This window comes from Coprococcus eutactus (assembly GCF_025149915.1).
Classification (GTDB): domain Bacteria; phylum Bacillota; class Clostridia; order Lachnospirales; family Lachnospiraceae; genus Coprococcus; species Coprococcus eutactus.
The window spans coordinates 2,429,034-2,440,342 of record NZ_CP102278.1; the positions used below are offsets into that span (position 1 = coordinate 2,429,034).

The 11,309-nt window shown below is 44.6% G+C and carries 9 protein-coding genes; 4 read left to right on the plus strand and 5 right to left on the minus strand.

Annotated features, from left to right (window positions below):
* Window positions 1–156 precede the first annotated feature (156 nt).
* From NQ536_RS10780 to NQ536_RS10795, 4 genes are all read left to right on the plus strand, one after another.
* Window positions 157–1,503 (plus strand): glutamate-5-semialdehyde dehydrogenase, encoded by a 1,347-nt coding sequence (locus NQ536_RS10780; protein WP_004849995.1) that lies wholly within the window; start codon window positions 157–159, stop codon window positions 1,501–1,503.
* A gap of 100 nt (window positions 1,504–1,603) precedes the next feature.
* Window positions 1,604–3,745, plus strand: a complete 2,142-nt coding sequence (locus NQ536_RS10785) for a YhgE/Pip domain-containing protein (protein WP_004849994.1) — start codon at window positions 1,604–1,606, stop codon at window positions 3,743–3,745.
* A 45-nt stretch (window positions 3,746–3,790) separates the two neighbouring features.
* Entirely contained in the window at window positions 3,791–4,435 is a 645-nt protein-coding gene (locus NQ536_RS10790) for an EI24 domain-containing protein (RefSeq protein WP_004849993.1), read from the plus strand.
* Window positions 4,432–6,555, plus strand: a complete 2,124-nt coding sequence (locus tag NQ536_RS10795; RefSeq protein WP_004849992.1) for a YhgE/Pip domain-containing protein — start codon at window positions 4,432–4,434, stop codon at window positions 6,553–6,555. The genes NQ536_RS10790 and NQ536_RS10795 overlap by 4 nt, the downstream gene beginning before the upstream one ends.
* A gap of 337 nt (window positions 6,556–6,892) precedes the next feature.
* On the opposite strand, the gene trpS is transcribed toward NQ536_RS10795, so the two are convergent.
* The 5 genes from trpS to NQ536_RS10820 form a co-directional block, all read right to left on the minus strand.
* A complete protein-coding gene (gene trpS, locus NQ536_RS10800; RefSeq protein WP_004849991.1) occupies window positions 6,893–7,954 on the minus strand; it encodes a tryptophan--tRNA ligase in 1,062 nt (353 codons plus the stop codon).
* A 19-nt stretch (window positions 7,955–7,973) separates the two neighbouring features.
* Window positions 7,974–8,948: an ATP-dependent 6-phosphofructokinase gene (locus NQ536_RS10805; protein WP_004849990.1), complete on the minus strand. Its 975-nt coding sequence runs from the start codon at window positions 8,946–8,948 to the stop codon at window positions 7,974–7,976.
* 11 nt (window positions 8,949–8,959) lie between these two features.
* Window positions 8,960–9,859, minus strand: a complete 900-nt coding sequence (locus NQ536_RS10810) for a serine O-acetyltransferase (protein WP_004849988.1) — start codon at window positions 9,857–9,859, stop codon at window positions 8,960–8,962.
* 291 nt (window positions 9,860–10,150) lie between these two features.
* Window positions 10,151–10,474 carry a branched-chain amino acid transporter permease gene (locus NQ536_RS10815; protein WP_004849984.1) on the minus strand — a complete coding sequence of 108 codons (324 nt, stop codon included), beginning with the start codon at window positions 10,472–10,474 and terminating at the stop codon, window positions 10,151–10,153.
* Between the two features lie 9 nt (window positions 10,475–10,483).
* Window positions 10,484–11,155 (minus strand): AzlC family ABC transporter permease, encoded by a 672-nt coding sequence (locus NQ536_RS10820; protein ID WP_022059551.1) that lies wholly within the window; start codon window positions 11,153–11,155, stop codon window positions 10,484–10,486.
* Window positions 11,156–11,309 lie beyond the last annotated feature (154 nt).

An 11,309-nucleotide genomic window follows, 5' to 3' on the forward strand; every position in this document is an offset into this window, starting at 1 on the left:
GACCTGCGGACAATATTAATAAAACATTTGCAGATCATTTGCAAATAATTTGCAGTCCACTGGGATATGCACATAATATACACAAAATATACAAAGCTGATATAAATGTATATAAAGAAGGTTTACAAATTACTTTTATAAAGGAGAACAAGACATATGAACATGCAGGAAGCAACTTCTAAAATGAAGGCCGACAGTTACAAGATGGCGGCACTGTCAGAGGATACAAGAAACAATATACTAGCACATGTAAAGGACGCACTCATCGCACATAAGGATGAGATATTTGCGGCAAATGCAAAGGATATGGCTGCTGCCGAGGAGAACGGGATCGCAGCATCAGTCAAGAAGAGACTGAAGTTCGACGAGCACAAGCTTGCTGACGTGACAAATGGAATCAATGAGCTCATAAAACTCGCTGATCCGGTTGGACAGATCCAGCTTAAGAGAGAGCTTGACGAAGGTCTGGTGCTTCAGAGAGTGTCATGCCCTATCGGTGTCATTGGAATCATATTCGAGGCAAGACCGGACGCGCTGGTCCAGATATCATCATTGTGCATCAAGAGCGGCAACTGCGCTGTCCTCAAGGGTGGCAAGGAGACAGCCAACACCAACAAGGCACTCTTCGATGTAATCTACAGCACAGCAGTTGCAAATGGAGCACCTGAAGGCTGCATGCTCCAGGCAAGTCAGCACAACGAGATCGATGAGCTTCTGTCCTGCAACAAATCAGTGGATCTTCTCATACCTAGGGGCTCAAATGCATTTGTGCAATACATCATGAACAACACCAAGATTCCTGTCATGGGACACGCAGACGGAATCTGCCACACATACATAGACAAGGATGCTGACATAGATAAGGCGATTCCTATAATCATAGACGCAAAGACCCAGTACACTGCTGCATGCAATTCGACCGAGACACTGCTCATTCACAGGGATGTGGCAGATGAGATGCTCCCTGCAATAGCCAGATCACTTAAAGATCACGGAGTAAAGCTTCGCGGAACAGCTGAAGCTGCGGAGATTATTAAACGGGCGTACACAACTGACGGTCAGACCAACGGTTCACATACGAAAGCCGCAACCGACAGCCAGAACGATTTTGAGATCATGGGAGACGACGATTTTAATACGGAATATCTTGATCTGATCCTCTCTGTAAAAATCGTGAATGACGTTCAGGAAGCAATTGCTCACATCAACCACTTTGGTTCACACCACACAGACTGTATCGTGACTGAGAACGCTGATACTGCTGCCCTCTTCATGCAGCTTGTCGACTCAGCCGGAGTATACCAGAACTGCTCCACAAGATTTGCCGACGGTTTCAGATATGGATTTGGTGCAGAGGTCGGTATCAGCACCAGCAAGATCCACGCAAGGGGACCTGTCGGTCTCGAAGGGCTTGTCACCTACAAGTATAAACTCTATGGACACGGTCAGATCGTGGACGACTATGCAACCGGCAAGAAACAGTTTCACTTTAAAAATCTGTAGATATCGTCTCTTGGGGACGGAGGTGCCTGACCCCATTTGATGAGGGACGGAGGTACCTGACCCCATTTACGACCCCATTTACATAAAGGATTACCAAAATATGAAGATAATACTGAAAATATTTAAAAATGATCTGATTGGAATAAAAGGAAGCATACTAACTATAGTGCTGGCGGTCGGACTGTGTATTCTGCCGGCACTGTATGCATGGTTTAATATATTTGCCAACGGGGATCCATATGCCAACACCGGCAATATCAACATTGCGGTTGTCAACCTTGACAAAGGCAGTGATGACGGAAGTGGAAACACTGTCAATATGGGGCAGTCTGTGACAGATAAACTCAAAGAACAGACAAGCATCGGATGGGTATTTCCAGACTCAGAAGCCGCAGCCATCGAAGGTGTAAAATCAGGCAAATTCTACGCTGCCGTTGTCATAGATGCTGATTTCTCTTCAAATATGTACAATGCTCTGACCGATAACTTTATCAACCCGAGCTTCACATACTATGAGAACGAGAAGAAGAATGCTGTCGCACCAAAGATAACCGACACTGCCGTATCTACCCTGAAGACAAGTATCAACGAAACTTATATAAAGGCAATCTCGGAGAAACTCCTGTCATCCATAGACAACTCGGACACTCAGCTGTCTGCTGATATAAACAGTGGGACATTTGTTACATCTCTAAAGACTCTGGATGACAATCTGGCTGGGTATCAGGATATGATCACGTCTATCATCAAGGCAAATAAAAAGCTTGTAGAAGACAACAACCTCAAGGCTGCTTCAACCAAAAGCACAGATGCCATAAAAAAAGCTGATGCCGCAATTGATTCCAGCCTGTCCGATATGGATCAGACCGGATCCAGCTACTATCAGCTCAGAGACAATCTTCAGTCACAGATTGATTCTATAACCAACGACATAAAGTCACTTGAGACATCCGCCAAACTTGCCACCTTGAAGGATGACACTGATGATATCTCAGCAGATCTGGACAACATCAAGTCAGATGCCGAGGCCCTTAACAAAAAGCTTGATGCCATCGAGACATTTGTAAAGTCTCTCCCTGTCAGCAGCATAGACAAAGTCAAAGAATCTATTGACAGGCTGGATGAGATGAAGTCACAGGTGGACACATTGACCAGCCTTACCGAAGAGACTATAGACAATCTTGACTTTTCAAAGATAGCTTCAATAGAATCTGATCTCACGGCAAAGCTGTCATCAGTTTCAAATGCCATCGACACCGTAGACAATACATTCAGCCAGAAGATCGTCCCGGATCTCGACAACATTCTTCTTAATATAAAAGAAGCGTTGAAGAACGCCCAGAATCTTCTCAAGACTCTAAATGAGACGATCGTCAGCACCAGCACTGTATTTGACAATTATAAAGGTACGATCGACTCCATGAACACAAGCCTTTCTGACCTGTCAGATCTCATCGGTGATGTGAGGGAAAAGATTGCAACAGCGATATCTGATATAAACAAAGCCTCTGACAGTGAGGCAGCAGCAGCGATTCTGGCATTCTTAAATGGTGATGCCAAAGAACTTGCCACATTTCTGTCAAAGCCAGTAAAAGTCGATGAGCACTATTATTATCAGATTGCCAATTACGGTTCGTCTATGTCACCATTTTACTCAGTGCTTGCCATATGGGTCGGAATGACCATACTCGTCTCTCTTATGAAGGTGCATGTAAATGATGCAGAATATCTAAAGGACGCCAGACCTCACCAGCTGTTTTGGGGAAGATACCTCATATTCTTCCTGCTCTCACAGCTCCAGGTACTTGTCATAGTCCTCGGCGACCTGTATCTGCTCAAGATACAATGCCTGCATCCATTTGCATTCTGGGCTGTAGCAGCTCTGACGGGATTTACATTTTCACTGCTTATATACTCACTAACCATATCGTTTGGCGATATCGGAAAGGCACTTGCAGTAGTGATCATGGTACTTCAGATAGCAGGAAGCGGCGGAACATATCCAATAGAAGCACTTCCGGGATTCTTCAGGCAGGCTTATATCTTCTTTCCGTTCCCATATGCCATCAATGCAATGAGGGAATGCATCGGAGGAATGTATCACCATGACATATTCGTATATCTGGCTGAACTGTCACTGTTCATTGTGGTGGCGCTCGTCATAGGCATGATCATCAGGAAGCCTTTTATACGAATAATGCACTTCATCGAGAAACGAATGGAAGACACTCAGATGATGTAACAGCCAGCTCGATCATGAATACGGTTCATTTCAGGAGGAACATTTATGGACGAAAAAGATATAATGGAAAAGGTTCTTGAATTCAGAGACAAAGCCCACGCTGACAATGTGAGAAAGATAAAAGCCGGAATCAAATGCATCTTTACCGTGCCCGCATGCTTTCTCATACTGCTCTTCTTCACCGGAAGCTCCAAAATCATCTTTCTGGTGCTTTGGATCGCCAGTCTGTTCATCATAGCGGCATACCTCATTCACGTGGAATATTCCGACTATAAGATACAGGAGATGGTTAATTCTCTTCAGGATTCCGAAGACAGTATTGACAGTCTTATTGACATCGACAGTATATATACCAAGGTCACTGAACCTAAGAAAAGGCTTGATAACAAACTGGATAACATAATAACAAATGTAAAGTCTGACACGCAGGCTCGTATTGATTCACTGGCCCAGATCCAGTCAGATATACATGAACATATGGCAGCAAGGAAGTCTTCAAACGTAACGCAAGATTCCTCATCCGAAAGCGATGCAACTGAAGAAGATATAACTGAACGCAGTACAGTTGACGGCAGCGCTGATGAAGCTTCCTCATCTGACAACATCACAAATGAAGATAACACAACAGAAAATGTCCCGGCAAATGAGACAGCTGCAGACACAGTATCACAGGAGGGAAAGTCATCATGAAAAATATATGGCGAGTATATATATCTGATCTGAAAAGACTCACAACAAACGTCGTAGCCCTGTCAGTGGTGATGGGACTGTGTATCATCCCATCTCTCTATGCCTGGTTCAACATCATGTCAAACTGGGATCCATACGGTGAATCAGCAACTTCTCTCATGAAGATATCTGTGTATTCTGAGGACGAGGGTATCGACCTGAACGGGATCAAGCTCGTTATCGGTGACATGGTGACAGAAAGCCTTGAGACAAATAATACCATAAACTGGACATTTGCGGACAATAAGAAAGATGCGCTTGAGCTGATACAGAGTGGTGAATGTTATGCCGGAATCATCATTCCAAAGAACTTTACAAAGGATATGCTGAGCATCATGAACGGCAATATCGTCAATCCAAGCATAGAATACTACGAAAACAGCAAAAAGAACGCCATAGCAACCAAGATCACAGGAAAGGTCAAGACCACTGTACAAAATGAGATCAACACAAAACTCATAAGTACCCTGACTGAAATTTTTGCAAATGCAGGTGATTATCTGTCCGGAAGCGATATTGAAGGCTCTGACATCATAAGCGGTCTGAAAAGCAAACTCAACCACATATCTTCCACTTTGGATAATTATATTTACATGATGAACACATTTGCCCTGCTCACAGAATCAGCATCGGATTCGATCGACACTACCAAGCTGCTTTTTCCCAATATAGACAGCATGGCTTCAAGTGGTGCTGACAGTCTGGGAAATCTCAGCGATAGTGTGGATATCAGCAAGGATATCGTGGGGTCAGCGCTCTCGCTCATGAATACAAGCCTTGACACTATATCGAGCAGACTAGACGAGTTATCCAGCACTGTGAATAATATCACTGTAGGCAGCCAGGGGAACTCATTATCATTCATAAAAGAAGTAGATTCAAAAGACCCCTTTTCCACTGAGATTCTTGATTCTATTCAGAACCTCATCGACAGCCAATCTCCAGAGATTGCAGATGCCAAGGTACAGCTCGAAAAGCTGAAGAACGATCTTGAACAGTTCACAGGTGATGCCAAGCTGACCGACTCAGATATAGCAGAACTCAAATCTGTCATAACAACAGATATAACCAAATGCAAAGACCGCATCTCCGATGTCAAGGAGCTGATAAATGGTGACCTATCCTCTACACTTACCAGCTCCATGTCAAGCATGCAGAGTTCTCTTTCCCAGGCGCAATCTATTCTGTCAGATGTTCCCGGAACATTTTCTGAGATAAACTCCACCCTCACCGAGTATCAGTCGATACTCAATGACGGAAAGGCAAATGTCCAGATCACTGTAAAATATATGTCTGATCTTAAGGATAACATAAACTCACTCATCCAGAAACTGGATAGTATAACAGCCAGTCAGAGCTTTCAGGAGATCATGTCCGCGATAAAGGAAAACCCACAGATGATCGTGGACTTCATATCATCTCCTGTCCAGATGAACACAGTGGAGGTATTTGCGATCAGCAATTACGGCTCGGCAATGGCACCATTTTACACTGTTCTTGCACTGTGGGTCGGTGCGCTCATCCTTGTGGCACTCATCCATGTCAAGGTGAAGGATAGCGACGAGATTCCGGGGGTGAAGCCATACCAGAAGTTCTTCGGAAGATACATAAGCTTTTTCGTGATAGGTCAGGTCCAAACTATCATAACAGTATTTGGCGATCTGTTCTATGTGGGAATACAGTGCAAGCATCCGATAGCATTTACACTGGCTGCGATGATGACCAGCTTTGTGTTCACATTCCTGATCTACTCTCTCACCGTGGCATTTGGCAATATCGGTGAGGCCATCGCAGTGGTTATCATGGTCATACAGGTTGCCGGAGCAGGTGGAACTTTCCCTGTGGAAGTTCTTCCATCAGTCTACCAGTACCTGTACAAATTCATGCCGTTCTCATACTGCATGAACGCCCTTAGGGAATGTGTTGCCGGAATGTATCAGCACACCTACGGCAAATGTCTTGCCACACTGCTGATATATGTTGGTATATCGGTGATCATAGGTCTGCTGCTGGCTAAGCCTTGTGCAAAGCTTCTCGACAAGCTGGAACACAGCAAGGAGAAATCTGGTTTGTTTATATAACCAACTACTCTTGTAATTACAGTTTTTGTCTGTTGTCATTTACGCCCATCTGTACTGTAGAAATACATACAGATGGGCTTTTTATACATATATTTTTACATATTCTCTGATGAACTATCCATGTGAACAGCTTCAGTGTTATTGTATTACTTCTCCTATTTTAAAGGATTTTCCTGTCTTAAAGATAAAATTATCCCTATGACAGGCTTTTGCAACAAAAAAGGATAAAATTCTCTGTATTTATCCTGAACACTGTTTTTCAGGACTTTTTAGGAGAATTCTATCCTTTTTTGTGTTTATGCTGTTCTAAAGTTATAATGTTGGGTATAAATGCTGCTTATTTAAATAAGTTGTCATTCTCAAAGTAATCTATCTTCATAGCGCGTCTTACATCAGAAAGTGTCTCTGCTGCCTTTGCTCTGGCAACCTCGCTGCCACTCTTTAAGATGTCATATACATCCTGTGGTCTCTTCTCCCACATCTGACGACGCTCTCTGATAGGTGCAAGCTCAGCCTGAAGAACATTGTTCAGGAACTTCTTGACCTTTACATCGCCGAGACCGCCTCTGCTGTAGTGCTCCTTGAGTTCATCCATACCACTGTAGTCTGGAAGGAACTCCTCGAAATACTCTGGCTTGCTGAATGCGTCAAGATAAGTAAATACCGAGTTGCCCTCAACCTGTCCCGGATCCTCAACACGGATGTGATTTGGATCTGTGTACATGGACATAACCTTCTTCTTGATATCTGCAGGATCCTCTGACAGGTAGATACAGTTTCCAAGTGACTTACTCATCTTGGCCTTACCATCTGTACCTGGAAGTCTGAGACATGCCTCGTTGTCCGGAAGGACAATCTTTGGATCAACAAGAGTCTCTCCGTATACTGAATTGAACTTGTGAACGATTTCCTTACACTGCTCGATCATAGGCATCTGATCCTCTCCAACTGGAACCTCTGTAGCTTTGAATGCTGTGATATCTGCAGCCTGGCTGATAGGATAACAGAAGAATCCAACTGGAATGCTTGCCTCAAAATTTCTCATCTTGATCTCTGCCTTTACGGTCGGATTTCTCTGAACTCTTGCAACTGTGACAAGATTCATATAGTAAAATGTAAGCTCTGTAAGCTCAGGCACCATTGACTGGATGAATATTGTAGACTTCTCAGGATCTATGCCACAGGCAAGATAATCAAGAGCAACCTGCATAATGTTCTGTCTGACCTTCTCTGGATGCTCTGCGTTGTCTGTAAGCGCCTGTGCGTCAGCCACCATGATGTATATCTCATCATACCTGCCCGAATTCTGAAGATCGACTCTTCTCTTAAGTGATCCTACATAGTGTCCCACATGAAGGCGGCCCGTAGGACGGTCGCCTGTTAATATTACCTGTTTCATAACCTTCTCCTTTTCTCTCTTACTCAGCCAGCAGCTTACTCAGCTCATACTGGAATGAATCAAGCTGATTGTTCTGTATATCTATTGCCTCTTTTATATCGTAATCTATAAGTATATCATTCTTGATAGCCACCATGCGGTTTGTGCCGCCCTTTTTGAGTACATCCACAGCATACGCCCCCATAAGCGAGCCGTACATCCTGTCCTTTGCTGTAGGCTGACCGCCTCTCTGTATGTACCCCAGCACCGACACTCTTGATTCTATGCCTGTCTTATCCAGGATCATCTGCGCAAGCTCCGGTGCATCCGTTACGCCCTCAGCAACTACAACAAGATAACTGTTTCTTCCGTCAGCATGCTTTGCCTTTATCGTATCTATGATACTGTCAAAGTCGCCATCCCATTTCTCAGGAATTATGATGGCATCCGCCGACGTCGCCATGCCTGCCCAGAGCGCTATATAGCCTCTCTTTCGTCCCATGACCTCCACGACGCTGCATCTTCCATGAGAAACCGATGAATCTCTTATCCTGTCAATAGCCTCCATGGCTGTATTCGCCGCTGTGTCAAATCCCAGCGTATACTCAGAACATGCCACATCCCTGTCTATTGTTCCAGGGATACAGATAGTATTGATACCCTCATCCTGAAATGCTATGGCTCCGCGGAGTGTTCCATCCCCACCGATGGCAACAAGTGCATCTATATCGTGATCTCTCAGATTCTTTGCCGCCTGCTCGCGGTATTCTTTCTGAAGGAATCTCTCGCTTCTGCTGGTGAAAAGTATCGTTCCACCCTGATTGTTTATGTTCCTGACGTCCGCCAGACCGAGCGGCTGTGTCTCCCAGTCGATAAGTCCTTCGTAACCACGCATCACGCCGACTATCTCTATTCCACTGTTGATGGCCGATACAACCACAGCCCTAACAGCTGAATTCATGCCCGGAGCATCTCCTCCGCTGGTCAGAACCGCTATCTTTCGTATGTCACTCATTTGTATGTCCTCTAATTATTTTTATACTGAAGCTCCTGCTTCTTGGCAGTAACCCTTGTATCCTTCTCTACTGAGTTGGTTATAAATGTATTACCACCCACAACAACGTTGTCCTCGATGATAGTCTCGCCTCCAAGGATGGACGCGCCTGAATAGATGGTTACATTGTCACCGATGGTTGGATGCCTCTTGGCTCCCTTGAGCTTCTGACCTCCCTGTGTAGAGAGTCCTCCAAGTGTCACACCCTGATATATCTTCACATGCTCGCCGATAATAGTCGTCTCGCCGATAACGATTCCTGTACCATGGTCAATAAAGAAATACTTTCCTATGGTGGCCCCCGGATGAATGTCTATTCCGGTCACGCTGTGGGCGTGCTCGGTCATGATCCTGGGTATCATCGGAACATCCAGCAGACAAAGCTCATGTGCCATGCGGTATACAGATATCGCATAAAGTCCAGGGTATGAAAGTATGACCTCATCCTTGCTGCCCGCAGCAGGATCTCCGTCAAATGCCGCCTGGATATCAGTCTCAAGATAATCCCTTATCTGAGGTATCTTATCCATGAATTCATATGTTATATCCATCGCCTTGTCCTCAAGCTCTGCATCTGTGAGTTCAGGAAACTTTTTGCAATACCTGAGAACTATCATGATCTGCTTCTTCAGATGGAATATTACATCCTCTATGATAACAGACATGTTATTCTTCAGACTGTATATCTTATACAGCTTGTCGCTGTAATAACCCGGATACAGAATCTTCATGAGTTTGTCGATCACATCGATAATGGCTGTCTTATCCGGCTCGTTGCACAGATCCGTCTTGTTGATGGCTCTGTCATCGCCGAAATCATCCAGTATCCTCTGCACGATTCCCTCAATTCTCTGTTTATCTGATCTATCCATTACTTATTCAGATCCTTTCTAATAATATCTCCCAATATCACCTGACCAGACATAATCGGCTGCGATGATATCTTCATATTATGATATATGCTTACGTCGTTCAAGATTCGCTCACGAATCCTGATGCGAACCGCTGGTCAGTTTTGCTGACATAAACACACAGCTATTCTAACAAATTATGCACATTCATTCAATAGTGGGATTATGCGTACAAATTATCCGCAATCCTATTGTAGAGATTACTGCTAAAACAGTGGTTCAGAGGAATGGAATTTTTCCACTCCTCTTTTCTCATACCAGACGCAACATCACCATATAACTCACAGTCCCCAGCAGGATACTCAGAAGCGTATTGTGCCTCCATTTGTATGTCCCGCCTGTCACCAGAACGCCAACGAGACTTGGTATTCCAGTTGCCACCGGAGCCGTCACCGCCCCCTTCAGACAGTACACTATGAGTACCGCCATGATGGTCGCCGGAAGCACCTTACCGAGCTTTTCCAGCATCTCCGGCATCCGCCTTTTTCCACCAAATATGACGAATGGAAGTGCCCTCAGTGCAAATGTTACAACTGCCGACACCGCAATTCCTATTAATATGTATCTTGTATCCATAGTATTTTCCTACTTTCTCCTCGTATTCCACACCACAAGCACCGCTGACGCTATGATAAGTGACGGCAAAAGGAAATATTGCTGTCCAACTACCAACAAGCATAAAACCGCTATCACAATTCCTGCAATCGCCGGAATATGGCTCTCCGCCTTCTCCCACTGATCGATAAATATGATGACAAACAGTGCCGTCATGCAGAAATCAATCCCCGTCATGTCAAATGGAATTATCTGCCCCAGGATCCCCCCGGCAACCGCACCGACCATCCAGTAACACCTCGACAAAAAAGCCACCCAGAACATGATGCTCTGTTTCTCCTTACCGGTGTCCGGCAAGGTGCAGTTCACGGCATAAGTCTCATCCGTCATTGTATGTATCATATATAATTTCCGCTTTCCCATGCGGTTGAACTCATCCACAAATGTCAGTGCATAAAAACTCTGCCTGCTGTTCATCAGAAATGCAGTGAGTGCCATGGTGAGTATGGATGCTCCGCTTGAAAGCAGCGTCACAAGCACAAACTGGTACGCCCCCGTGTACACCGTCAGGCTGACCAGCAGTGAATAATACCATTTGAATCCGGCATTCTCCATCATGATCCCATATGCCATGCTAACGAACAAATAGCTGCACATGATTGGGATTGATTTGATGAATGCCTTTCTGAATATATTTTCCACGAGTTTTCCTTTCTCTGAAGTCAGCGCGGTGGTCGCGAAATTTCACTTATTGCAACATACCTAGGCCAGAGCCATACAAACTTTGACTTATTTCCACGCAGACAAAGCATTCATAATTATCCTACTATTTCTATAGGATATCCACGATCATTCT